The organism is Arcobacter caeni (assembly GCF_003063245.1).
Classification (GTDB): Bacteria; Campylobacterota; Campylobacteria; order Campylobacterales; family Arcobacteraceae; genus Aliarcobacter; species Aliarcobacter caeni.
Genome location: NZ_MUXE01000002.1, coordinates 180,797 through 206,384, shown reverse-complemented (window position 1 = coordinate 206,384; position 25,588 = coordinate 180,797). Strand labels below are relative to the sequence as shown.

At 25.4% G+C, this 25,588-nt stretch carries 25 protein-coding genes; 4 read left to right on the top strand and 21 right to left on the bottom strand.

All coding sequences use genetic code 11. The features are described from left to right. Window positions 1-33 precede the first annotated feature (33 nt). From B0174_RS02360 to B0174_RS02345, 4 genes are read right to left on the bottom strand one after another with little or no spacing between them, the layout of a single operon-like run. Window positions 34-894 (bottom strand): polyprenyl synthetase family protein, encoded by an 861-nt coding sequence (locus B0174_RS02360; protein WP_108558074.1) that lies wholly within the window; start codon window positions 892-894, stop codon window positions 34-36. Window positions 895-898: 4 nt separating this feature from the next. Beyond that, window positions 899-1,219 carry a YbaB/EbfC family nucleoid-associated protein gene (locus B0174_RS02355; protein ID WP_108558036.1) on the bottom strand — a complete coding sequence of 107 codons (321 nt, stop codon included), beginning with the start codon at window positions 1,217-1,219 and terminating at the stop codon, window positions 899-901. Continuing rightward, a complete protein-coding gene (gene panD / locus B0174_RS02350) occupies window positions 1,212-1,595 on the bottom strand; it encodes an aspartate 1-decarboxylase (protein ID WP_108558035.1) in 384 nt (127 codons plus the stop codon). Before panD ends, B0174_RS02355 begins: the two co-directional genes overlap by 8 nt. A 14-nt stretch (window positions 1,596-1,609) precedes the next feature. Next, window positions 1,610-1,972 (bottom strand): (2Fe-2S) ferredoxin domain-containing protein, encoded by a 363-nt coding sequence (locus B0174_RS02345; protein ID WP_108558034.1) that lies wholly within the window; start codon window positions 1,970-1,972, stop codon window positions 1,610-1,612. Window positions 1,973-2,117: 145 nt separating this feature from the next. On the opposite strand from B0174_RS02345, the gene B0174_RS02340 reads away from it, so the two are divergent. Further along, complete coding sequence (locus B0174_RS02340; protein ID WP_108558033.1) at window positions 2,118-2,651, top strand: peptidylprolyl isomerase; 534 nt, start codon at window positions 2,118-2,120, stop codon at window positions 2,649-2,651. 37 nt (window positions 2,652-2,688) lie between these two features. Here the strand turns inward: B0174_RS02340 and B0174_RS02335 are convergent, their stop codons facing one another. The 15 genes from B0174_RS02335 to B0174_RS02265 form a co-directional block, all read right to left on the bottom strand. Continuing rightward, window positions 2,689-4,041 carry a response regulator gene (locus B0174_RS02335; RefSeq protein ID WP_108558032.1) on the bottom strand — a complete coding sequence of 451 codons (1,353 nt, stop codon included), beginning with the start codon at window positions 4,039-4,041 and terminating at the stop codon, window positions 2,689-2,691. A 23-nt stretch (window positions 4,042-4,064) separates the two neighbouring features. Next, on the bottom strand, window positions 4,065-4,544 hold the full coding sequence (locus B0174_RS02330; protein ID WP_108558031.1) for a chemotaxis protein CheW: 480 nt from the start codon (window positions 4,542-4,544) through the stop codon (window positions 4,065-4,067). 72 nt (window positions 4,545-4,616) lie between these two features. Further along, on the bottom strand, window positions 4,617-5,870 hold the full coding sequence (xseA, locus tag B0174_RS02325) for an exodeoxyribonuclease VII large subunit (RefSeq protein ID WP_108558030.1): 1,254 nt from the start codon (window positions 5,868-5,870) through the stop codon (window positions 4,617-4,619). Between the two features lie 17 nt (window positions 5,871-5,887). Next, on the bottom strand, window positions 5,888-6,598 hold the full coding sequence (gene ubiE, locus B0174_RS02320) for a bifunctional demethylmenaquinone methyltransferase/2-methoxy-6-polyprenyl-1,4-benzoquinol methylase UbiE (RefSeq protein WP_108558029.1): 711 nt from the start codon (window positions 6,596-6,598) through the stop codon (window positions 5,888-5,890). Between the two features lie 36 nt (window positions 6,599-6,634). After that, entirely contained in the window at window positions 6,635-6,874 is a 240-nt protein-coding gene (locus B0174_RS02315; RefSeq protein ID WP_228156399.1) for a hypothetical protein, read from the bottom strand. 5 nt (window positions 6,875-6,879) lie between these two features. Next, complete coding sequence (locus B0174_RS02310) at window positions 6,880-7,671, bottom strand: P-loop NTPase family protein (protein ID WP_108558027.1); 792 nt, start codon at window positions 7,669-7,671, stop codon at window positions 6,880-6,882. Between the two features lie 86 nt (window positions 7,672-7,757). After that, the gene (locus tag B0174_RS02305) at window positions 7,758-8,582 is read right to left on the bottom strand and encodes a TIGR00282 family metallophosphoesterase (RefSeq protein ID WP_108558026.1); all 825 of its coding nucleotides are present in this window, start codon (window positions 8,580-8,582) and stop codon (window positions 7,758-7,760) included. A 46-nt stretch (window positions 8,583-8,628) separates the two neighbouring features. Further along, a complete protein-coding gene (locus B0174_RS02300) occupies window positions 8,629-11,064 on the bottom strand; it encodes a PAS domain-containing sensor histidine kinase (protein ID WP_108558025.1) in 2,436 nt (811 codons plus the stop codon). Further along, on the bottom strand, window positions 11,065-12,996 hold the full coding sequence (locus B0174_RS02295) for a PAS domain S-box protein (protein ID WP_108558024.1): 1,932 nt from the start codon (window positions 12,994-12,996) through the stop codon (window positions 11,065-11,067). A 4-nt stretch (window positions 12,997-13,000) separates the two neighbouring features. Continuing rightward, window positions 13,001-13,378 (bottom strand): response regulator, encoded by a 378-nt coding sequence (locus tag B0174_RS02290; protein WP_108558023.1) that lies wholly within the window; start codon window positions 13,376-13,378, stop codon window positions 13,001-13,003. Between the two features lies 1 nt (window position 13,379). Beyond that, window positions 13,380-14,783, bottom strand: a complete 1,404-nt coding sequence (locus B0174_RS02285) for a methyl-accepting chemotaxis protein (protein WP_108558022.1) — start codon at window positions 14,781-14,783, stop codon at window positions 13,380-13,382. 81 nt (window positions 14,784-14,864) lie between these two features. After that, entirely contained in the window at window positions 14,865-15,968 is a 1,104-nt protein-coding gene (locus B0174_RS02280) for a BaiN/RdsA family NAD(P)/FAD-dependent oxidoreductase (protein ID WP_265734932.1), read from the bottom strand. A gap of 29 nt (window positions 15,969-15,997) precedes the next feature. Further along, window positions 15,998-17,248, bottom strand: coding sequence for an ArsS family sensor histidine kinase (locus tag B0174_RS02275; RefSeq protein ID WP_108558020.1), 1,251 nt, complete (start codon window positions 17,246-17,248; stop codon window positions 15,998-16,000). After that, window positions 17,245-17,925, bottom strand: coding sequence for a response regulator transcription factor (locus B0174_RS02270; protein ID WP_108558019.1), 681 nt, complete (start codon window positions 17,923-17,925; stop codon window positions 17,245-17,247). The genes B0174_RS02275 and B0174_RS02270 overlap by 4 nt, the downstream gene beginning before the upstream one ends. Window positions 17,926-17,928: 3 nt before the next feature. After that, window positions 17,929-18,408 carry a Spy/CpxP family protein refolding chaperone gene (locus tag B0174_RS02265; protein WP_108558018.1) on the bottom strand — a complete coding sequence of 160 codons (480 nt, stop codon included), beginning with the start codon at window positions 18,406-18,408 and terminating at the stop codon, window positions 17,929-17,931. Between the two features lie 141 nt (window positions 18,409-18,549). Between B0174_RS02265 and B0174_RS02260 the strand changes: the two genes are divergently transcribed. Next, the gene (locus B0174_RS02260) at window positions 18,550-20,658 is read left to right on the top strand and encodes a cache domain-containing protein (RefSeq protein WP_108558017.1); all 2,109 of its coding nucleotides are present in this window, start codon (window positions 18,550-18,552) and stop codon (window positions 20,656-20,658) included. 4 nt (window positions 20,659-20,662) lie between these two features. After that, window positions 20,663-21,664, top strand: a complete 1,002-nt coding sequence (locus B0174_RS02255) for an endonuclease/exonuclease/phosphatase family protein (RefSeq protein WP_108558016.1) — start codon at window positions 20,663-20,665, stop codon at window positions 21,662-21,664. A gap of 4 nt (window positions 21,665-21,668) precedes the next feature. Here B0174_RS02255 and mfd read toward each other — a convergent pair whose 3' ends face one another. Beyond that, window positions 21,669-24,656 carry a transcription-repair coupling factor gene (gene mfd / locus B0174_RS02250; RefSeq protein ID WP_108558015.1) on the bottom strand — a complete coding sequence of 996 codons (2,988 nt, stop codon included), beginning with the start codon at window positions 24,654-24,656 and terminating at the stop codon, window positions 21,669-21,671. Then, the gene (locus B0174_RS02245; RefSeq protein WP_108558014.1) at window positions 24,656-24,961 is read right to left on the bottom strand and encodes a hypothetical protein; all 306 of its coding nucleotides are present in this window, start codon (window positions 24,959-24,961) and stop codon (window positions 24,656-24,658) included. The genes mfd and B0174_RS02245 overlap by 1 nt, the downstream gene beginning before the upstream one ends. 338 nt (window positions 24,962-25,299) lie before the next feature. On the opposite strand from B0174_RS02245, the gene B0174_RS02240 reads away from it, so the two are divergent. Further along, on the top strand, window positions 25,300-25,554 hold the full coding sequence (locus B0174_RS02240; protein ID WP_108558013.1) for a hypothetical protein: 255 nt from the start codon (window positions 25,300-25,302) through the stop codon (window positions 25,552-25,554). Window positions 25,555-25,588: the final 34 nt, after the last annotated feature.

Below are 25,588 nucleotides of genomic sequence, written 5' to 3'. Positions count from 1 at the left end.
GGTTTGAGTTAATTTGACTAAGAGTTTAAAATTCTATTTATGTCTATTTATATATTTAAGAAGTAATTCTTCTAAAGATTCTTTTAAATTTGAATCAAAAGTTTCAAGTATATTTATGCATTCTAAAGCTAATTCATCTGCACTTTTTTTTGCACCATCCAGTCCTAATAAATTTACAAAAGAATTTTTTGAACTATCATTTTGTGTTGTTTTTCCAGCTTCAAGAGAACTACAAGTTTCATCTATAATATCATCTTGTATTTGAAATAAAAGTCCTAAATCAATACCAAAATTATAAAGTTTTTCTTGAGTTTGTAAATCATATTCACTAATAATTGCACCCATTTTTAAAGAAGCAGCAATTAATTTTGCAGTTTTATGAATATGCAAAAATTCTAATTGATTTAACTCCAACTTTTGATTTTCAAAATAACAATCAATTGCTTGACCAATTATCATGCCATCAATTCCACCATTTGAACTTAAACATTTAATTAAATCTATTCTAATATCATTTGATAATGAAGCATTTGAAATAAGATTAAAAGCTTGTGTATTTAAAGCATCTCCTACCAAAATAGCTGTAACTTCATCATATTTTTTATGTAAAGTTTGAAATCCTCTTCTTAAATCTGCATTATCCATAGCTGGTAAATCATCATGAATTAAAGAGTAAGTATGTAAAAATTCTAAACCTAAAGCAACAGGTAAACTATTTCGGATTAATAAACCTTTATTAGATTTTACAACACTCAACATTAGCATTGGCCTGAATCTTTTTCCACCAGCTTTTAACATATCAGCTAATGCCGCTTCAAAGTATGGATGAAAAGTTTTTGAGTTAGGAAGATTATTTAGTAAATAATCTTCAAATAAAGATAGTAATTCTTTCATATTGTTATTTTTGTCCAAAAGACCCTAATCCACCCATCATATTCATAGCTAACATTTTTTTATTTTCATCACTTTGTTTTATTACATCATTCATACAAGAAATCAATAAAATTTGTAATGAATCTTTATCTTCAAGAAGTGAATCATCAATTTTTAAATCTATTACTTCTGAATTTCCATTAATAGAAATTTCAATCATTCCACCACCAGCTTTTGATGTGAAAATTCTTGCAGCATTTTCATCTTTTGAATTTTTTGCCATATCTTGAAACTGGTTTAACATATCAGCTAAATTTAAGTTTTTTAAATCAATTCCCTCAAACATGATCACTTCCTACAAGTTCATGAGTTATTAATTCAATATTATTTTTTTCATCGACCAAAACAACTGTTGGTTTATAATTTTCAAGTTCAGATTCATTATAAGAAGCATACGAAATAACAATAATTTTATCACCAATTTCTACTTTTCTTGCAGCTGCTCCATTAAGACACATGTCTTTTGAACCAGCTTTTCCTTTTATTACATAAGTTTGGAATCTTTCACCATTATTAATATTTACAATATCAACTTTTTGTCCAACCCTTAAATTTGATGCTTTCATCAAATCTTCATCTATAGTGATAGAGCCAACATAATTCAAGTTTGCATCAGTTACTGTTGCTCTATGAATTTTGCTATATAGCATATCAAATGTCATATATAAATCCCTTTTTATTTTACTAATTTAACAGCTTCGCCCCAATATTGTGAAGGTATCAAATACTCTTCAACAGGGTTTCCACCTAATATATGTTCTTCTACTATTTTATCTATTTTTTCCTTAGATAAGTGAGAATACATGAAATGTCCAGGTTCTACTAACATCACAGGTCCCATTTGACATCTTCCTAAACATGAAGTCCGTACAATTTGTACAGGTCCCATTATTCCAGCTTTCATTAAACTTTGTGCAGCATGATTAAATAAATCTCTAGTATTTTCATTTACACATGAAGGTTTTGGCATTCCAGGAGGTGATGCTTGTTCACATTTGAATATATAAAATGTTGGTTGCGGGATACTTGGCATTTCCATAAATTTTCCTTTTTTTAGAGCATTCTATAACACTTTTTTGAATTTTAACACTTTTTTTTTAAATTCTACTAAAAAACCTTTTTTTATCTTTTTTTAAACCTAAAATAATATACTATTTCCCAAATTTACGAAATTAAGGATTATTATGAAAAAAATATTGTTTACTCTTTTTTCATTTGTTTTACTTTTAGAAGCTTCAAATCCTACAGCAATAGTTGAAACTTCAAAAGGAAATATTAAAATTGAATTAAGAGCAGATATGGCTCCAAAAGCTGTTGAAAACTTTGTAACACATTCAAAAAATGGTTATTACAATGGACTTATTTTTCATAGAGTTATAAAAGATTTTATGATTCAAGGTGGAGACCCAACTGGAACAGGTGCTGGTGGAGAATCTATTTGGGGTGGAAAATTTGCAGATGAGTTTGCACCAAATGCAGTATTTGATAAAGCGGGAATTCTTGCCATGGCAAATGCAGGTCCAAATACAAATGCTAGTCAATTTTTTATTACAACCGTGCCAACTTATTGGTTAAATGGAAGACACACGATTTTTGGTTATGTTAAAGAAGGTTTTGATGTTGTTAAAAAGATTGAAGCAGTTCCAACAACTAGTAAATATGAGGGAAATAAACCTTTAGAAGATGTAAAAATTATATCTATAAAAATAGAAGAATAAATCAAGATTTTCTTGATTTATTTACTTAAATTTTATTCTAACCAAATATTTTATTCATAAAATTTTTATCACCATGTGCAATTATTTGTTTTTCAAGATTTTCAATTTTAATTGTTTCTTGTTTTGCTTTTTCTTTCCAATATTCTAACTTTTGTAATAAAGTTTCATCAGTTTGAATAGTCTCTATTTTTTCAGTTAATTCATTTATTTTATCTGACAATTCACCAATTTTAGTCTCATAATTTACTCTTTGTTGTGAAATTGTTTTTTCACTATCTATTTGAAGTTGGGCTAATTTATCTTTTGTCTTTTTATTTTCTAATCTTAAATCACTATTTTCTTTTGAAAATTTAAAAGCTAAGTTTTCATCAGAATTCTTTTTATATAATCCCAATTCTGTTTTAAGATTTTTATTTTCTAATCTAAATTTTTCATTACTGTAAATATATTTATCAATAATTTTTAAAGATTGTGTTTCTTCTATTTGTGCTTTTTCTAACTTGTGTTTAAGGTCATTAATCACTTGATTTTGTTCTAGATTCCCCTCTTTACTTCGTATAAAAATGTCACTTTTTTCTTTCATCAAAGCTAATACAAGTTCTCTTTTTTTCTTTAATTCTTTTGTAATATCTCTTTGAATTGAAATAGCACCTATCATATCACCTGTTTCATCAAGAGTTGGAATCACAAAGGCATCTGTAGTAAAAGCTGTACCATCTTTTTTTATGTTTTTAAGCTTTCCTTGCCATGGTTTATTGTTTAAAATGTTTGCATATAAAGTTGTATAAATATCACTTGCCATATCTTTATATTTTAGATATTTCAACTCTTTTCCAATTAGTTCATCACTATTAAAACCTGATATTTCACAAAATAATTCATTTACATAAGTAATATTTAAATGAGTATCTGTTTTTATAACAATATTATTTGAGTTGATAATTTCTTTATATTTTTCTAGTTCTTCTCGTTGTTGTTTTAATAAAAATTCTTGGTATAAATTATTTACTATATCATTACATAAAGATAATAAATATCTAACATCAATTGGTTTTACAATATATTCTTGAACTCTTAGCTTTATAGCTTCTGCTAAAAATTCACTATCTGAGTGTGCTGTTGCAAAAATAATTGGTATTTTATTATCAAAAGAACGAATCTTTTTTATCATTTCTATACCATTTAATTCAGGCATATTAAGATCAGTTAAAATTAAATCTATTTCATCTTGATTTTCAAGATAAGTTCGTAAGCCATCTTTACCATTTTTTGCCACATGAACCATAGAAAAAAAGTTTGACAATAGCTGAGATAGCTCAACTCTTATTACATCATCATCTTCTACATATAAAAGTGTAAATTTTTTTAACAGATTCTTATCTATACTCATAAAATCACTTGTTTCTTATTTTATTAATCTTTTAACTCGTCTTTTGCAACAACTCTTTCAATATCCATAACTACAAGCATTTGATTATTTGCAAGTCTTATATAACCTTTTAAGTATTTTGATGGAATTGCTGAACCCATCTCAGAAACAGAAGCTAACATACTTGTATCAAGTCTTTGAACATCATCAACTAAATCTACAACTATTCCAATTATTCTCTTATCTTCTGTAATAACTGCAATTACTGATGTATTTTCATCATAAGTTCCAGGACCTGTATTAAATTTAAGTCTAACATCTAAAATAGGAACAACTTCTCCTCTTAAACTTATTAGTCCTTTTACCCATTTTGTAGTATTTGGTAAAGGAGTAATATTATCTGGATATGTTAAAATTTCTCTAATTTTTGGTAATTCAATTGCATACTTCATAGCACCCAATTCAAATGTCATAAACTCACTAGTATTTGCATAATCTATAACTTTTCTTTCATTATCTTCCATAATACATTCCTTTTTATAACCACAAGAGTTTTTACTTGTTTTTTATTATTCTACCTACTGTAAACTTAAATTTTATTGTTTTGCGATTTTGTTTAAAATACAGTTTGCAATATACTTTGGTGTTTGCAGTTGAATTTCATCCCCAATTTTTAAATCTTCTAAAGAAATTATTTTATTATCCTTAGAAATTTGTACAAATCCATTTTTATCTTTTTTATCTGGATGATTTAATTCAAAGTTTGATTTTAATAAATCAATTTGATTTTGTGATTTAACAAAAATTGCAGAAAAACTATTTTTAATACTATTTATTAGTAAATTTAACTCATTTTGAGAACTCAAAATCTTTTGAGATAAATCTGTTTTAAATGAAGATTTTAAAAGATTTATTTCTGTTTGAATATAATTAAATTTTGTTTCAATAGAGTTTTGTTCAAACAATCTTTTCATATTAAAAAGTTCTTGTTGTTTATTAAATAAAATATTTTTTAATCTAGTATTATATTCATTTGTCAAAGAATCTAAATAAATCCTATGTTCATTAATATCAGGCAATGCTATTTCCACTGCATTTGAGGGAGTTGCAGCTCTTATATCAGCCACAAAATCAGAAATCAAATAATCAACTTCATGTCCAACAGCTGAAATAATTGGAGTTTTGGCCTCATAAATTGCATTTGCTACAATTTCCTCATTAAATGCCCATAAATCCTCAATACTTCCACCACCTCGTCCTACAATCATAATATCACAATGTAATTTATCTGCAAATTTAATAGAATTTGAAATATCATTTGCTGCTCCCTCACCTTGAACTAAAGTTGGAACTAAAATAAACTCAACCAAAGGCCATCTGTGTGTTGCCACTTTTTTCATATCTTCAATTGCAGCTCCCGTTGGTGAAGTTACAAGTGCTATTTTTTTAGGATATTTTGGAAGTACTTGTTTATAATTTCCATCAAAATAACCTTTTGCTTCAAGTTTATTTTTTAATTGTTCAAAAGCAAATGCCAAAGCACCTTGACCTGCTGGTTCAATTTTATTACATAAAAGTTGATAATTTCCTCTTGGAGCATAAACTGTAATATTCCCATTTATTGCTATTTTTAAACCATTTTCAAGTTGAAATTTTAAATATTTTGTATTTCCTTTGAACATCACACACGAAAGTGTTGAACTTTCATCTTTAATAGAAAAATAAATATGTCCAGAGTTATGATAAGTTAGATTTGATATTTCACCCTCAACATAAACTTGAATAAAAGTAGTTTCTAAAAGTGATTTTATTTGAACATTAAGTGTTGATACAGAAATTGGTTTAGTCATAATAAAAGCTTAGAAAACTAAATTTTTCTAGCGATTATTAAAGTAGAGATATTCATTGAAAATGCTTTTACATGAATAGGTTCAAGACCCGCTATTTTCAACTCTTTACATAAATTCTCAGTTGTTAAAAATTCATCAATTGAGTTTGGTAAATATGTATATGCTTCTTTATTTTTTGAAATCAATCCACCTAAAACTGGAAGAATTTTATTCATGTAAAAATCTGTTAAATGATCAAGTAATTTCTCTTTTTTATTTTTTGTAAACTCTGAAATCACAACTAATCCATCTTTTTTTAAAACTCTAGCAAATTCATCAAATGCTTCTTGTCTTTGCACTACATTTCTAATTCCATAAGAGATAGAAATAATATCAGCACTTTCACTATCAAGTGGCATAGAAGCAGCTCCAGCTTCTATAAATTCAACATCAGGAAGTTTTTTCTTCCCTACTTCCATCATACCAACGCTTGGATCAACACCTACAATATTTTGCAGATTTATAGAATTTTCATTTGCAACTTTTTTCCAAAATAAAATCATATCACCTGTTCCACAAGCAACATCTACGATTTTTTCAATAGTTTTTTTTCCATAAAGATTAAAGGCTAAATTACAAGCTTTATTTCTCCATGATTTGTCAATTCCCATTGATAAAACTCTGTTTGCAACATCATAAGTTCCTGCAATATCATTAAACATTGATACGATTTTTTCTTGTTTTTCCATTCTTATTTTTATCCTAATTTTCTTATTTTTCTTATTTTATAAGAGATATTTACCTATTACTAATCCAATAATTAATCCAATATTCACAGCAACTGCAATATACATATATGATAATTTTTTGTCTGCATAAGGCAATTTACTTATAATATCTTCTTGGTGTTTTAAAGTTATATCAAAATTTTGTGATGACTTTTCAAAATTATCAACTGCTTTTCGTAAAGCAATTTCTGAAAATTCCATTCTCTCAACAAGCTCTTTTGCTTGTTTAAAACTCATATCACTCATTTTTTAATTTCAATCCATCTATCTAAATCACAAAAGATTTTATTTAAAGTATTTAATACATAATCTTTTGCTTCTGTTTGAATTCTTCTAAAAAATAGATATTTTCTAGCACTTTCAATGTCTCCCACTTCTTTTGCTTGAATAGCTTTTGCTGCAAAATCTGTGTTGTTATAAGCCATTTCCCAAACTGTTGAACCTAAATATCTACTCATTGTAATTACTTTATCATTTTTCACAGGGAAATATTTTGGGTCTTTTACAAAATCACAAATTACAGAATTTGACTCTAAATATTTATGTCCAAAAAAGTTAATAAACTGTTCATTATAATAATCTTCATCCATAGAAATAGCTCTATTTAAAGCAAAAATAATATTATCTTCTGGATTTTTTTCTATTTTTCTGATTTTTTTCATGGTTGCTATTGCATTTTTTCCATCAAGTTCACCATCACCTAAAGGAATAATCCACTTAATATTCCCAAAAGAACCTACTTTTTTTATTTCATCAAGAACTAAAGAAGATGTTTTATTTCCACCAACATCAACAATAACTTCATGGTTGTCATCCATTAAAATTAGTTCATCAAGTTCATTTAATCTATTTGTTCCAAGCATTTTCTTATTTACAATTTCTGTTCTTGTAAAAGATTGTGAATCATTATTTTCATCATCAATTTCAATATATGTAATTTTTTTTCCATGTTTTTTGTATAAATAAGGAGCAATAACCTGCATAGCAACAGTAGATTTACCTACGCCACCTTTTGTTTGTGGAATTATAATCATCAATTAAACCTTTGGATTTTGTTTGATATTTGTGTATAGTGTACTTATTTTATCCTAACTTATATTAATTTAGGATAGTTTAAATCTTAATCAATAAAAGCTTCTGTTATAAATAATTTAGGATTATTACAATATTTTTTTATTTTAAATGCACTTGATGCTTTTCCATCTTCTATATCAACAACCATCATTTGTAAAATTGATTTACACGAATTTGGAACTTCAAAATGCCCACCAATTCCCGTTGTTACTTTCTGAATTGGAATTTTACTTTCCATTCCAATTACATTATCTCTACATCCAGTTAATCCAATATCTGTTAAATATGCCGTGTTTTTAAAAATTTGTAAATCATCTGTTCCCACATGAGTGTGTGTTCCACAAATTGCACTTATTTGATTTTTAAACATCATTAACATTATTCTTTTTTCACTTGTAGCTTCTGCATGAAAATCTAAAAAGATGTTTTTAATATTTTGTTCATGAAGATTTGCTACTAATTTTTTTGCCCAATTAAAAGGATTTTCAACCGTTGGCATTCCATAAATTCCCATTAGATTTATAACTGCTAATTTTTCAATTCCATTTGCTGTTTGAATATCGCAAATTTTAACTCCGCTTCCAATAAGTCCTTCTGGGTAATTATCAGGTCTTAAAACATTTGAAGTTTCAAGTAAAACCATCATATCTTTTTTCTTATCGAAGCTGTGATTTCCACCTGTTATTAAATCTATTCCACTTTTTAAAAGCTCTTTTGCGCCCTCAATTGTTAAGCCAAATCCATGACTTGCATTTTCTCCATTTGCAATTACAAAATCAATTTCATACTCTTTTTTAATTTTTATTAAATTTTCTTTTATTATTTTTCTTCCAGGACGACCTACAATATCGCCAATAAAGCCTATTCTCATCTATCTTCTTTTGTAAAATTTTTCATAATTGTATTTAAATAACCTTTTATTCTTCTTCACACTTTTGTAATCTGATTTCAAACACAGCACCAAAATCTTGATTATAAGCTCTGATTTTGCCATCTTGTTCATCAACTATTTTTTTTGCAATATTCAATCCAACGCCCATTCCACTATGCTCTTTTGAAGAAATAAATGGTTCAAATATATCTTTTATGATTTCTGCTTTTATTCCACCTGCACTATCTTTGAATCTTATAATAACTTCATTTTTTTCTTCAAGAATATTTATATTTAAAATCCTTTTTTCATAATCATTAATTTTTACAAGTTCATCTAAAGCATTATTTATAACTATAATCCAAACTTGTTCAATTCTTTGTTTTTGAACTTTAGAAAAATATGTATATTCATTTTTATTTATAGAATCAATATCAAATAATTTGTCATTTAAATATATCTTAGAAACTTGTCTTGAACGATTATATGCCATTGTTAAAGAAGTTATCAAAGTTGCATAAATATTCGTTTTTTCTTTTATTTCTTTACTACTTTGAGACATTTCACGCATTGATTCAACAATATTTGCGATTCTATTTATCCCTTCTTTTATTTTTGAACTATCTTCTTTCATTCTTTCTTGAATTTCACTTTGTGGTAAATCAAAAATATCATATTCCATCAACTCCAAATTACCTTTTATATAAGTAAGTGGAGTATTTATTTCATGCGCAATTCCAGCAGCTAATGAACCAATTGAAGTTAATTTTGCATTTTTTATTTGTTCTTGTTGATGAAGTTTATCTTTTTGAATACTTTTTTCTACTTCTTGATTTATTCGTAATTCAAGATTTTGATTTAATTCTTGTAGTTTTCTTTTATCTTCCAAAGAATTAACTACAAATACAAAATGTTTTTTATCAGATAAAAGACTTAACGATAATTCTAAATGAATTAATGTTCCATATTTTTTTACAAATATCTTTTCAATATTCGAAATTGTCTCTATTTCTCTAGCTTCTTTTAGTATTTTGGATAAAAGTTCTTTTGAATTTTCAGGAACAATATCAATACATTTCATTTCCAATAGCTCTTCATTTTTATACTTCAAAAACTTACTAAAAGTGCTATTTATTTTTTTAAAATTTCCTTCTAAATCAATTAATGCAATTCCACTATTTACATTTTCAAAAATTGCATTATATTGCTCAACTTGATTGTTCATATTTTTATATAATTCTTCAATTTTCTTTTTATAAGTTGTATCATAAGTGATTATTGTATATCCAATGATTTGTTCTAAATTGTCAAAATTTGGTTCAACAAATAAATCAACCCAGAAAGATTCCCCATCTTTTTTAATTCCTTTAATTTCTCCAACATAAGATTTTCCATCATTTACAAATTTCCAAAGTTTTAAATAATCTTTCTTTTTTGTATCTTTATGAATTAACATTTTATAATCATGCCCGATTAATTCACCTTGAGAGAAACCTAAAAAATAGCAAAATGCAGAACTTACTTCTAAAATAATATTATTTTTACTCATTGTAATAAACATAATATGTTTATCAATAACTTTTTGGTTTTCATTTAATTCTATAAAACTTTTTTTAATACTTAAATCTAAGTTCTTATTTTCATCTTCAATTTTTTTATTTAATTTTGCTATTGGTTTTGAAAAAAGTAATGCTAAAATAATTGATAATCCCAAACCAATAATTATTATAGATTTGTAATATTCTTGTAAATAATTATTATTTTCATCTTCTTCAATATCTGTAATAAAAATAAAATATTTGTTCTCATTTAAGTAAATCTTTTTTGAATTAAATTGATTTGTTAAGATAATATCATCTTTTTTAATATTATTTATAACACTATTATTATCAAAAAAAACCAAAGTTTTTTTATCAAAATTTGTATAAACATCATTAAAGAAACTACTAAAATCAACCTTTAAAATTAGAAAATAATTTTTTTCTCTCAAAATAAAATTAATTATTGTTGGCTTTTCTAAATTTGAATTATCATGCCAAATTTCTTGTTCTTTTAAAGTTCTTATATTTTTATAATAAGAATTTGAATAAATATTTTGAAGTTTCTCTTCTGGAACAATTTTTATATTTCCCGAATCATTTGTAACTTTTATGATTTCTTGGGCATCCAAAGATATAACTTTAAATTCCAAAATATCTTTATTATTAAAAAGTATTTTTTTAAATATATTTAGTGATTTTTCTTTTTCATCTATATCCAAAAAATTCTTTTGATTTAGCAAAAAAAGTTTTTCATCAAAAAGTTTTACATAACTTTTAAAACTATTTTCTTGATGATTCAAAATATTTACTATATTTTCTTTATCTTTTTTTTGCTTGTCAAATTCATAGAAATTATTAAAAGCAAAAGAAGAAAAACCTAATAATAAAATAGCAAATATTATAAAAGCCAAAAAAAGTTTAATATAAAAAGAGACTCTCATTTAAATATTCTCATTTTTTAATTTTATATAATAAATCGTATCATAATTTGTACTTTCAAACCAAAAAAGACCTTTATTTTTTTCAATAAAAAGTTTTACTAAATATAAATTGCTATTTGAATATCGATTTTCATCTATTTTTTTATTTTCACCTTTGATATTATCTTCAATTTTAATCAATAAATCTTCTTCTTTTATGATATTAATTAACATAATAACTTCATCTTGATTATTTAACTTTTTTTGTTCTATACAATTTTTAATCATATTAAATATAATATTTTTTAGTTCATTAAAAGAATAATCAGTAGAAATTTCACTTTCTAAATCATATTTTATTTTTATATTATTTGCTTGAAGTTCTTCTTGTGTAGCTAAAATTGACTCTTTTATAATCTTTGTAACTTTTGATATTTTATTTTGGTTTTGTTGAAAAAGATATTTTATTTCATTTAATACTTCAGATAGATTTTTTAATTCAAACTCTGTTTGTTGAATTAATTCGAGTTTATCTTTACTATTTTCTTCATTTTTTATAATAGTTTTTAGATTATAAATCAATGAAGATATACTCAAAATTGGTTGTTTCCACTGATAATCTAAGGAATCTAATATTTTTGACATTAATTGAACTTTTGTACTATCAACTAATGTTTTATCTTTCATTTTTATTTCATTTAATTTATTTGATAAATCTTCTTTTAAAAGCTTATTTATTTTTTCTAATTGTTTTGTATCTGTAATATTTGAGCGAATTGAAACATAACCTATGATTTTATTATCAAAATCATATTTAGGGAAAATCACACCTTTTATCCAATAAGAGTTTCCATATCTATCTTGGTTTTTAATCTCACCTTCCCAAATATTATTAGTTTTTAATTCACTCCAAAGTTTTTGGAAAAAAGCACTTGCAATATTTGAATGTTTTAGAAGATTTACATTTCGTCCTAATAACTCTTTATGTGAATAACCTGAGATTTTACAAAATTGTTTTGAGGCATAAGTTATGATTCCATTTAAATCTGTCTCAACTTTGATTACATTATCATCAATTTGAGTGTGTAACTCTTGATACTCTTTTTCTATGCTTAATTTTTGCATTTTAAAATATTTCACTTTAAAAGAATAATAAAATATTATAAAAACAAGAAGAGTAATCACAACAAATAAAATATTAAAATATTTATTTATTTTTGCAATATTTGAATCCTTATTTAAATAATTAGCTACTAAATATAAACTATTTTCATTTGCAAAAGATTTTAATATTGGAATAAAAATAATAGGAAAATCAACAGAATGGCTTTTATTCAGCTTGATTTGATTTGAAGCTATCATGGAAAAAGAAAAATCACTGTTATATTCTAATTTTTTAATCAATGTTCTAAAATCAAACTCTATATTTATAACACCTAAAAAATTTAAATTTTCATCAAAGATAGGTTTTGAAAATAATAGATAATAATTATCATCAACTATTTTAAAACTACTCAACTCTTTTTTATTTAAAATAACCTCTGCAACAATTTCAGAGCTATCATTTTTGTTATTTTCTTGCATACTTAATAAAAGATTATTTGAAGATGAATAAAAACTTATATCATTTACATCTAAAGTTTTATAAAAAAGATAGCTATCTTTTAAATGATTATAAATCTCTTTTTTAGCATCTAAAAAGTTCATATTATTCATATTTTTAAAAGTTTTAACAAGTTGTTTATTTTTTACAAACTCATTAAAATATATAAGTTCAGAACTATTTTTATACTCATTGCTATATTTTAAATACTCTTTATGAACATTTTTTTTATAGTTTTCTAATGAATATTGAATTTCATCTTCTTTAAAAACATTTATTATAAATATAAAAACAAAAAGAGAAATTAAAAAATAAAATAAATACCTAATACTTAGGCTTTTATCACTCATACTTCTATGACTTTAAAACTTCTAATATTTTCTTTTCTAATGCTTGTAAAGAATCAAAAGGTTTCATAACATAATTTGTTGCACCCTCTTTATGAGATTTTAAAACCTTATCCAAAGTCGAATACGCCGTCATCATAATTACTTTTTGATTAGGTTCATTAGCTTTTAGCTTTTCTAAAACTTCTAAACCATTCATTTGGGGCATCATAATATCTAAAAGAACTAAATCAACTTTTGAATGTCCTATAGAACTTAAAGCACTAATTGGATTAGAATATGTAGTAACCAAGAAAGCTGGATTTCTTGTTAAAAATCTACTTAAAACATTTAAAATCTCAGTTTCATCATCTATAATTACAATAGAATATTTGTCATTATTCATTTTATTTTCCTTGTTCAAATAATTTATTTGCAGCTTCTTTCATAAGCACTTCATTTTTTTCTTCTAAAATTCTATCAAGATAAATAAATACTTGTTCGCTTCCATTTTCAATTAATTCAATCTTATCTTCAATTAGTTGTTTTGAGCAAGAAACACTATTTCCTGAACACTCTTTTGCTAATAAATTTGCTTCATGATGAACCGTATGATGATGTTTTTCTAAACCTTTGTATGATGGAACATAACTAAATTGTTCTTTTCCAAGTCCTGTGTCATACCATTTTCCAAGTCTACAATTATGATGATCAACCGCATTGAAGCTATGTTCTCCACCAAAAATCAATTGATATAAATTGTTTTTATAAATAACATGGTCAAGTTTTGCTAAGTTAATAAATATTTTATTTGAAATACTTTCAACTTCATAAACAGATCGGTTTGAATTTTTTTGGAAAGTATTCATTAGTTTACTCAAAATTTCAATTCTTGATTTTGTTTCATTTACTACTTCTGAAACTGTTTCTGAGCTATTTTTTATTTTTGCAGTTTCATTTTGAATTGAATTAACAACATCTTTTATCTGTTTTGCAGCATCCGCACTTCTATTTGCTAAGTTTCTCACTTCAGCTGCAACAACTGCAAATCCTCGCCCCGCTTCTCCAGCAGTTGCAGCTTCTACTGCTGCATTTAATGAAAGAATATTTGTTTGAAATGCTATTGCTTGAATAATATTAATAACTTGTGAAATATCTTTACTTTTTGAAACCAATGAATCTATAACATCATTTTCGATTTCAATCTCTTTATGTAAATTATTTGTATCTGATACTATTTCTGTAATTAAATCTAAACCTTGAGTTGAACCGGTTGCTGTTTCTTTTGATTCTTTTGACATTTCTTGAAGTTCATCAAGTAAAGATAAATATGTTTTTTGTGTATTATTTAAAGAGTTAGTCATGTTTTTATTGTGTTTGTCTAATAATCCACCATTTTTATTGTCATGGATTGAAGTCTTTTTTAATGAAACTATTTTGTAGTTTTCATAAGTTTTTATTGAAATATTTGCTTCACAATCTTCCATTATTAAGCGATTATTATTTTCTAAAATTGCAGTTAAAACTACATTATAATCTTTTATATTTGATTGAGCTAGATTATTTGAAAAAAATAGTTGGTTTTTATCATCAAAAACAACTAAACCCTCTTCTTGAGAATGACTGGCAATTTGTTTGAAAATTTCAACTTTTTTTTCATTTAAAGCAGATATATTTTCTAATTGTTTAGAAAAATCATTTTTTATCTCTTCTTTTTCTTGTTCTTTTAAAAGAAGTTGATTTTTTAAATCTTCAATCTCATTTAATAAAACAGAAACTTTGTCTTGCGAGTTTTTATTTCCAAAAAACATTTATAACCTTTTTTAATACGATATGAATTAAAAATGATAATAGCTAAATATTGTTAAATTATTTATAAAAAATAACTTTTTTTATTTATTCATTTGCCTTGCACAAACCATAGCTTCACTAAATGCAATTTGAAAATTAAATCCTCCAAGTTCCCCTGTTATATCTAAACATTCGCCTAAGAAATACAAATCTTTTTGTTTTAAACTCTCAAAACTATCATGATTTATCTCTTTTGTATTTATTCCACCTTTTGTAACCTCAGCTTTTGTAAAGCCAAAATTTCCAGCTGGTGGGAATTCATAATATTTTAATAATTTTAATTTTGCTTTTTCTTCATCTGTTAATTTTGAAATATTTTTATCTTCAAGTTCAACAGAAGCCAAAAACTCTTGAATAAATCTTTTGGGAAGAGGTAAAGATGAAGAGATTAGTTTATTTCCTTGAAAAAAAGTCTCTATTTTTTGTTTTGGTAAAAAATCAATTGCTATTTTTCCTTTTTTCCAATATAAAGAAGTTGTTAAAATAACAGGACCAGAACAGCCTTTATGGGCAAATAATAAAGAACCTTCAAAACTTTTTTCATCTACAAAAGTAAGAACAGGCATAGAAATACCTGAAAGATTCTTAAACCAAAACTGCTCTTTTTGAACAGTAAAACCAACAAGTGCAGGTTCAAGTTTTGTAATTGTATGTCCAAACTTTTTTGCAATATCAAAAGCAATTGAAGATGCACCTAATACAGGATAAGATAATCCGCCACTTGCAACTACTAATTTTTTGGCTTCTATGGTTTTTGAAGTGGTTTTTAATTTAAAATGTTTATCAAAAGTAACATCCAAAACTGTTGTATTTAGATATTTTTTTACATGAGTAGTTAGTTTTGTGAACATATCAATCACATCTTGTGATGAATTACAAAAATATGTTCCTTTTACTATTTTGGGATTTATTTTTGGGAAAACTGCATTTTTATTTAAAAAAGCTAATAACTCATTTTTTGAGAACTTTTCTAAAAGTTCTTTTACAAATTCTCTATCACCTAAATAATTATTACAAGTTACAAGTTCATTTGTGATATTGCATTTTGCACCACCTGAAACTTTTATTTTTGAACCAATTTTTTCATTTGTATCAATAATACAAATATTTTCAAATTTCTTTTTATCCAAATTTGAAGCCAACATCAAAGAACTTGCACCTGCTCCAATAATTACTATATCGTAGATAAGTTATCCTTTTTACATATAAATCTATTTATTCCATCAAAATATTCATACTCTAAAATATAATTATTTGCTTTTAAAATATTACTAATAATATACAATCCTAAACCAAAAGAGTCTTTTTGTTTATCTTCATTTGAGAAAAATGGTTCAAAATATTTTTCAAGTGGATATTTAAGAGCTTCACCACTATTTTCAAATATTATATTTTCATCTTCTGTTTTTATAACAACTTCTTTGTTTGGAGAATATTTAATTGCATTATCTATTAAATTTTTAACAGCAATTGAAAAAAGTTTAAAATTTATTTCTAATTTTTTATTTTCATATTTTGATATTACATATTCATCTTCAACCATCAAAATATCTTTCGCATTATCAACAATGTCATCTAAATAATAAAATCTTTTTTCTATATTTTTATTTGAAGAAATCAGTTCTTCTATTGATGCAAATTCATTTATCAAAGATTCTAAACGGTTAAAAACTGATTTTAATTTTTCGTTATTTTCTTCATTTTGTTCTAATTGTGTTAAAAACTTTCCTTTTGTAATTGGAGTTTTTAATTCATGCATAATATTTCTAATAAAAATATTTCTAGCTTCTTTTAAACTTTTTAATTTTTCTGCTGATTTTTTAAACTCAACTGCTAAGAGAGAAACTTCATCTTTTCCATCTGTATTACAACATTCAAAATCAAAATTTTCATCACCTAGCGTTTTTACTTTGTCTTTTAGAATTTTTAAAGGCATTAATTTTCGTAAAGTTATTAAATAAACCAAAATAATTGTGATAAATAAAATAGCAAAAACTAATATGATATAAATATGACTATTACTATTTGAACTATTATTATCTTCTATTAATAAAGTTTCTGCTCTTTTTTTCATATAAATATAGTTTTTATCATTTAAACTAAGAATTCTAAAAATATCATCAGATTTTGGATGAACTTTTTCAAATAATATTTGAGTTTTTTGGTTATATGTTATTGCATTTATATCAGTGATATTTACAAATAATTTATAGTTTATCTCTTCTAAACTTTTTATAAATTCATCATCAATTTTTGATTTTTCTTGCCTATTTATCATCTTCATAACAGGAACATATTTATCTAAAAGTTGTCCTTCTTTCATTCTGTAATCATGGGTTATTAGTATTAAAAAGCTAATTATTACTAAACAAATTGATATTACAAAACTTACGCTTATTGTAAAAAATATTGATTGTCTATTCATTGTATAAATTTATATCCCATTCCTCTAATTGTGTGCAAATATTGTGGTTCTTTTGGATTTTCTTCGATTTTATGTCTGATTCTATTTATTATTACAGCCAATGAGCCTGAACTTTCATAATCTTGGTTTAAAATATCTGAATTATCAAATATATCTTCTCTTGAAATTATAAAACCTTCTCTTCTTAATAATAATGATAAAACTTCAAATTCTGCGGCTGTTAATTTAATATATTTGCCATTTTTTGTTATCTCTTTTTTTTCAATATCTAAAAAGAAAGTCTTATTTATTGGTTCATCTTCTTGAATATTTGAGTGATTAAATCTTCGTAAAATTGTTTTTATCCGAACCTCAAGTTCTCGTGGATCATAAGGTTTTGGCAAATAATCATCGGCTCCAAGTTGTAAAGCTGTAACTTTATCTGTTATATCACTTCTTGCACTTGAAATAATAATTGGAATATCGAAATTTTTTACAATTTCTTTACAAACATCTAATCCATCCATTCCAGGAAGTGTTAAATCTAAAATAACAAGGTCAAATTTATTTATTTTTAAACTTGAAAGAGCCAAAAATGGCTCTTCAAAGTTAGTTACTTCCATACTAAATTGCTTTAAATACTGTGTTAGAACATTAGCTAATTCTAAATCATCTTCAATCATTGCAATTTTAATCAAAATTTACCCTTTTGTTTTTTCTTCAATTTTTTGATTCATTTTCTCTTTTTTTAAATCCATAAGAACTTTGAACTGTTCTTTTTGTTTAGCAGTTAAAATAGCATAAGATTTTTCGATTACTTCTGCTTGAGATTTTAACATATTATCTCTTTTTTCACTCATGATTTCAATATATTTAGCTTTATCAAATCCATCTTTTGTGAAAGCTTCATCTTCTGATTTCATATTTTTTCTGCTATCTTGCATGATTTGTTGTATTTTTGTTTCTTGTTCAGCTGTTAAATTTAATCCTCTAAATAAATGAAATTTTCCACCTCTTTGATTATTCATTTCATGCATTCTATTGTCATTCATCATACAATTATTATAATTACTTTGTTTAACATCACCTCTTTTATTCATATCAGCTGGTGCTGCATATAAACCACTTGATAATATTGCACTTAAAACTAATCCTGATATTACTTTACTTTTTGTTCTCATTTTCAATCCTTTTATTTTTGATATATGAAATTATGACATATAGATTTTAACAATTTATGAATTGAATCTTAACGCCAGATTAATGAAAAATAATAATATTTTTGGATATAATCAATTCTAAATATAATACAAGAATTCAATGTGCAATTATCCAATTTTATACGAAGAGTTATCTTTTCAACAGCTTTTATATCAACTTTTTTAGTTTTTAGTATTTCAATTATTTTTCAATATATAAATTTTGAAAATGATAAAATACATATTAGAGAAGAGTTTACTCAATTAAAAAAAGACCAAATTAAAAGAGAAGTTTTAAGTGTTTATAACTTAATTGAGCAAAAAGAAGAACTGCTAATAAAGTCAGAAAAAGAAAAACTAAAAGAAAGAGTTGGTCAAGCTAATAATTTAGCAATGGCTATTTACAATGAAAATAAAAACACAAAATCAGAAGATGAAATAAAGTTACTAATAGCAAAAGCTATAAACAACATAAACTATGAAACAGATAAAACATACTTTTTTATAAATAGCAATAAAGGTCAAGCTATTATTTTTAATAAAAAAATAGAACTTGATTCATATAAAGATGTTTGGAATTTAAAAGATGAAAATAATAATTTAATGGTTCAATCACAATCTAAAATTGCTTTAGAAAACAAAGAAGGATTTTTAATAAACACTTTTGTAAAACCTGATTCAAAAGATACTAAGCAATACTCTAAAATATCATTTGTAGAGTTATTTGAACCTTATGATTGGCATATTGGAATGGGCGAATACTTAGATGATATTAGAGCTCATGCACAAGATGAACTATTAGATTTTATTTCTACTGTTAGATTTAGCGGAGATAATTATATTTTTGTTAATACTGTTGATTCTGAAATTTTAGTTTTTGATGGAAAAAGAATAGTAATTCCATCTACTCATCCATCCAAAAATCTTTTTCATCAACAATTAGTTGCTGCCCAAAATCCTGATGGTGGATTTTTTTCTTATAAATTTAAAAAAATAAATACTATAAAAGAATTTGACAAACTTTCTTTTGTAAAAAAGTATGAGAAATATAACTGGATTGTTGGATGTGGAGTATATTTAGATGAAGTAGAAAATGAGCTGATTAGAAAAGAGGCTATTTTTAAAGAAACTATTATTCAACAATTGATTTATATGTTAATTATGTTTATTTTAATAAGTATTGGGTTATATCTTACATCAAGAAAAATATCGCAGTTTATTGATATAAATATAAACTATCTTATTTCATCTTTTGAAAAAGCTTCAAAAGAAAATAAAAAAATTGATACTAAAAACTTAACATATAAAGAGTTTATTTCTTTAGCAAATGATTTAAACATATCACTTGAGAATAAAAATGAAACTGAAAAAAAACTACAAGATCATATCCATATAATTAATGAAAATGTCATCATCTCTTCAACAAATAAAGAGGGATTAATTTTAGATGTAAGTGAAGCATTTTGTGAAATTTCTGGTTATTCAAAAGAGGAATTAATAGGAAAAAGTCATAAAATAGTAAGACATCCTGATACTTCTAATAAATTTTATCAAGAGATGTGGGAAAAACTTCTCTCTGGAAATATTTGGAAAGGTGAAATTAGAAATAAAAATAAAAAAGGAGTAGATTATTGGGTTTACGCAATTATAAAACCAATTTTTGAAAACGAAGAATTTATAGGTTTTACAGCAATTAGAACAAATATTACAAATAAAAAATATATAGAGCATTTATCAATTACAGATGAATTAACTCAACTTTATAATAGAAGATTTTTTAATTCTAAAATTATAGAAGAGATTAATAGAGCAAAAAGAGAGAATAATCATTTCTCATTTCTCATTATGGATATAGATTATTTCAAACAATATAATGATACTTATGGACATCAACAAGGAGATTTAGCACTAGAAAAAGTTGCTAATATCCTAAAAGAAAGAACAAATAGAGCAAGTGATTTTGCCTTTCGATTAGGTGGTGAAGAGTTTGGAATAATTACTGCTTTAGATAAAATAAAAGTTGTTGAATTTGCAAATTTAATCAAAAATGAAATAGAAAATTTGCAAATAGAACATAAAGCAAGTAAAATATCTAAATATTTGACTATTTCTATTGGAATAGTTTCAAAAGAGAATAAAGATATTCCAAGTAGCGATGAATTATATAAACAGGCTGATGATTGTTTGTATGAAGCCAAAAATTTAGGGAGAAATAGTATTTTTATACTTTAATAACATGAAAATAAGAATAGGAACTTTTAACCTTTTTCAATTTGTTGAACCACCATTTTCGTGGTATACAAAAAAAGAAAAATTCAATATTGAACAATGGGCAGAAAAAACAACTTGGATAAAAAATCAGATTTTAGAGATGAACTGCGATATTATTGGTTTTCAAGAAGTTTTTTCAAAAAAAGCTTTAAAAGATTTACTTAATGAATTGGGTTTTAAATATTTTAAAACAATAGATAGTGCAAAAATTGATAAAAAAAATGAAAAAGTTTATATAAGCACAACTGTAGCACTTGCTTCGAAATATCCAATAAAAAATCTAAAAAAAGTTGAAATAGATTTTTCAGCTTTGAAAAAACACTATTTGAATGGTTTTTTCAAATTTGCAAGAGCGCCAATAAAAGCTACGATAGCCTTGTCAAATCAAAAAGAATTAGATGTATATGTTTGTCATTTAAAATCAAATAGAGACAATGAATTTGAATATGTTTTTACAAAAGATGAAACTCTAAATGAAAAAAAAGAAAAAATCAAAAAAGCATTAGAAGAAAATTATTCAGTATCTTTAAAACAAAGACTTTGTGAAGCTAGTTCTATTTTTAGCGATATTAATAGAACTCAAAATCCAGCTATTTTAATGTGTGATTTAAATGATAAAGAGTTTTCTGTAACAATTGAAGCACTTACAAATAAAAAATATCATGATGAAACTTTGAAAAAAGATGATTATTTATTACTTGATGCTTATAATTATTTTAAACCAAAAATTTACAATCCACATCCAGAACAAAAAGAGATAAAACGAACTCCAACAAGTTATTTTGCTGGAAAAGGAAATGTTTTGGATTATGTTTTTGTTTCAAAATTATTTGATAAAAACAAACAAAATCATATAGGACAAATCACTTCTTATGAAGTTTTTGACAAACACCTGCAAAAAAATCAAAATGGCTCACTTTTTAATAGTGATCATGCGCAGGTTGTTTGTGAGTTAGAGTTTAATTAAACTCTTACTTTCTCAAATACCTCAAAGTTGTAGCAATAATATCGTCATCATCTTTGCTTGGTGATTTAATACTCTCTTTTGTAGCATCATCTTTTGTAAATGTTATATTCATTTCATAAGAGCTGATATTTTGGATTCCTAGATTTAAAGCTAGGATTTTTATGATGATTAACTCGATAAATTGTTTTGTATAAATATCAAGTTTTCCAAATCTATCTTCCATCTCTTCTTCTATTACATAAACTTCTTGAATATCATTTACCTTACTTAATCTTCTGTAAAGTTCGAGTCTAACTCTATCTTCAAGGATATAATCATCGCTGATATATGCTGAAATTGCTAGTTTTATATCAACTGATTTTTTCTCAATTTTTCCATTTTCACTTAAACTAGCAAGAGCATCTTCTAACATTTTTAAGTATAAACCATATCCGATTTGTTTGATATGTCCACTTTGGTCTTCACCTATTATGTTTCCTCCACCTCTGATTTCTAAATCTTGGTGAGCTAAGGCTGTTCCACTTCCTAAATATGAGTTTGACTCTAAAGCAACAAGTCTTTTTACGGCATCTGGTGTGATTTGTTTTTTATCTTCAACTATGTAATAACAGAATCCCTCTTTGTTACTTCGTCCAACTCTTCCTCTTAATTGGTGTAAATCAGCTATTCCAAATCTATCAGCTCCATCAATGATAATTGAGTTTGCATTTGGTAGATGAAGTCCTGATTCAACAATTGAAGTTGCTAATAAAATATCAAACTCTTTGTTTTCAAAAGCATCAATTACTTTTTCAGCATCTGCTGGTTTGATTTGAGAGTGGATAACTTGGATTTTGATATTTGGAACTATTGCTTCAATATCTTTCTTTTTAACTTCGATTGAAGCGATGTTATTATGCACATAAAAAAGTTGTCCACCTCTTCTTTTTTCCCTTAAAATTATCTCTTTGATTAGTTTTTCACTAAACTCTTTTACATAAGTTCGCACTCCCAATCTCTCCGTTGGTGGAGTTAGAAGTGAACTCATTCCTTTTAGTTTTGATAAAGCTAGGTTTAGAGTTCGAGGAATTGGTGTTGCACTCATTGAGAAAATATGCACATCTTCTCTTAAATGTTTTAGTTTCTCTTTTTGTTTAACCCCAAATTTATGCTCTTCATCGATGATTACTAAAGCTAAATTATCTGTTTGTATTTCAAGTAAAGAGTGTGTTCCAATTACTAATTTTATCTCTCCACTTGCTAAACCTTTTTTGATATGAGCTTTTTCTTTAGCAGATGTTTTTCCATCAAGTTTGGCAATACTTATTCCAAACTCAGAGAATCTTTTTTGCATACTGTGATAATGTTGTGTTGCTAAAAGTGTAGTTGGACACACAAATATTGCTTGAAAACCGTCTAAAATTACAGCTAACATGGCATTCATTGCAACTTCTGTTTTACCAAATCCAACATCACCTGAAAGAAGTCTATCCATAACTCGACCAGAACTTAAATCAGCAAATATCTCTTTAATACTTCGTTTTTGATCTTTGGTATAATCAAATCCTGCACTTTTTTGGAAATCTTCAAGGATTTTTTTATCTGTGTTGATTTTGATACCATTTACAAGTTCTCTTGCTGCTGCCATTTTGATAATATCATTTGCAATGGCAAAAAGTCTATCTTTTACTTTTTCTTTTAGTTTAGCAAAACTTCCTTTTCCTAACTTATCAACAACGGCATAAGAACTTCCATCGGCCACATATCTATCAATTAAATCTATGTTTTCAACTGGAATTAAAAGCTTGTCATCACCTGCATACATCACAATTACAAAGTCTCTTTTTGCACCCATAACTGTAACAGGCTCTATTCCTTTGTATTGACCAATTCCGTGTTTTTCGTGAACTACATAATCATTTAATTGAAGTTCATCAAGAACAAGTTTTACTTTTTTCTTTCTTCGTTTTTTTATCTCTTTGTTAAGTGAAATGATTACTTCGTCGTTACTTACTAGATTTAAAATATAGTTTTCAAAAACATATTTGATTTTTTTATCATTTAAATCTAAATCATAACCTTTTACTTTAGCCTCAGTTCCTGAAATAATTGTAATTTTTTTCTCTTTGTGAAAAGAGATAAACTCTTTTACATTTGCAGGGGCGATTTCTTGATAATTTTTACTAGAGTAGATTTGAGGTGTTAATAAAAACTTATCTTTATTTATTCTTTTTTCTTCAAAAACATAAACTTCATCCAGCTCTTCTAAAGCATCTTGAGTGATAAATGAGCTGAGATTTTGAGGTAAATATTCGCCCAATTCATCTAAATACCAAAAACCTAAAGAGTGAATATCTTTGATAAAAGCATCACTTGAAATATTTTCTATTTTTTCGTTTATTTCACTCAAAGAATTTTCATCAAGAGCTAAAAAAGCTGGGTTTATTGTAAAAAATTCTATTTCATCTTTTGTTGATTTTTGGTCTTCAATATCAAATTTCCTAATGCTTTCAACTTCATCATCAAATAAAGAAACCCTAAAACCAAAGTCGCTTCCAAGTGGACAAATATCGATAATATCTCCACGAATAGAGACTTCTCCCTCACTTGTTACAATATCAACAAAATAATATCCCCAATTGTAAAGTTTTGATTTTAACTCATCAATTTTGATTGTATCTGCAAAATTTATTGTAAAACTATCAAAACACTTCTCTTTTGGAAGGGCGTAAGAAATCGTTCGTATTGGTGAGATTAGGATTTTGTCTAGTTTTTTGTAAGAGTAATAAGAACTCAAAGTTTTTGTAATATCTTGAAGTTCATTTGAAAATGACAATAAATCATCCCCAAAATTTGCCCTAAAATCAGATAAAACAAAAGGTTTCAAACCCAAATATGCAACTATATCAGAAGCTATTTGTGCTTGTTTTTCATCATTTACGATTAGAAGTTGACACTCTTTTGTTCTTTTTTCATCTTTTAGATTTTTTAAAAATTCATAAATATTTTTCACTATTTTTCTACTTGTGCTAACTCAAAATCATTTGTATTTTTGTCAAAATAATATGTTGGATATGGCGTTTCATTTAATAAAAAAATCAAATTTGCATCATTAAAAACATTTTTTTGAAGCCCTTTTTTAAAGACTTCTAAAATATATGCTTTTGTAGAAAAAGTCGTAGTTGACGAAGTTGCCGTATATACAAAATCTTCTCCCTCAACAGTCTTAAAACCCTCTTTTTTCACATGTTTTTCAAACTTTTCTTTGTCTTGCAATCCACCAACATCTAATAAAACAACTACTTCAATCCCATCCATAATAACCCCAAAAAAATTTTGGCTTATTCTAACATATAATAGTTTTGTAATTGATTGTAATATAAATTTTTATACTATCTATTTAAAAACAATATAAAACTAGCAATTTAATGGAAAACATACAATTGGTATTCCTATTTGGGCAAGTATTGGCGCGATAGTTGTTGGAGGTACTTTACTATTTCTTTTTTAACTCCTATTTTCTACATAATATGCAAAAATTCTGTTATTTATTGTAATAAAATTCCACAAATCAAAGATTTTAAAGTAAAATAATATTCAAATACTATTTTTTATAATATGATATATATTATCGATTTTGTTTCAAAGGATTTAAAATGAACTATGAATTATTAAGCAAACTTGCGATGGAAGAAGCGCAAAAACATAAAAATGAAGCTTTAATTTTAAAAAGAAGAAATGAAATCATTCACGAAGAAATAGCAAAATTCGAGAATTTAATAGAAAAAATAGAGAAAGAAAATGCTCTTTTAAAAGAAGAAGTTAGCACTTTAAAAGAGGAGATTGATTCTTTAAAAAGTGTATTAGAATTCAAAAAAGATGAGAATTCTCATTATTCTCACTATTCTTAAGTTTGGTTATATTATTTTCTTTTTAAATTATAAT